A 575-nucleotide genomic window follows, 5' to 3' on the forward strand; every position below is an offset into this window, starting at 1 on the left:
TTGCGGTAGTCAATCTCTACGCGATTTACAAAGTCTGGAAAGCCAATGTATTCTCAAAATGGTGGAAGCTATTACTTCCCATTTTCATTAATTTACCAACGCTTACTTACTCGGCGGTACAAGGTGTAGGTTTTCAGTTATTGAACTTCTTACTGTTCGGCAAAGGCGTTGCTCAAAATTACCAGTCCAACCCTTTTGAATCGGTTGTGACCGGTGAAACGATCTCGTTTGCTTTGCCATTGGGAGCCCTGTATGTATTCTATAAGCTGGATAACTGGATTCGGACGAAAGAATACGCTGAGGAAGGTGTTTAGTGGCTGGGCGTGGACAGGCTTCCGGCGACAGGATGCTCGCCGGTTGGGAGGCTAGGCAGCCCAACCAAACAGGGGTGTAAAGGCAGACGCTACGTTTGTTGTTTGAAGCGGTCTCTGCAACCATCAGTCCCTGTGTGGTACTGTCTTTAATTCCAAAAAAGCCGGTATGATTTTTTCAAGATTCGACCCATTCGCCTATATTCGCCTTCTCAAGCACGTCCACTTGTGGCCGATGCAGCGTAGCCCCCTGAGTTGGGGCTA

1 protein-coding gene is annotated in these 575 nt (G+C 47.8%); it reads left to right on the plus strand.

From position 1 onward, the window contains the following. Window positions 1–314: hypothetical protein (locus ACYVFD_RS35995; protein WP_461095455.1), on the plus strand; the 314-nt coding region annotated here is incomplete at its 5' end. Window positions 315–575: the final 261 nt, after the last annotated feature.

It is taken from the genome of Spirosoma gilvum, from assembly GCF_054776815.1.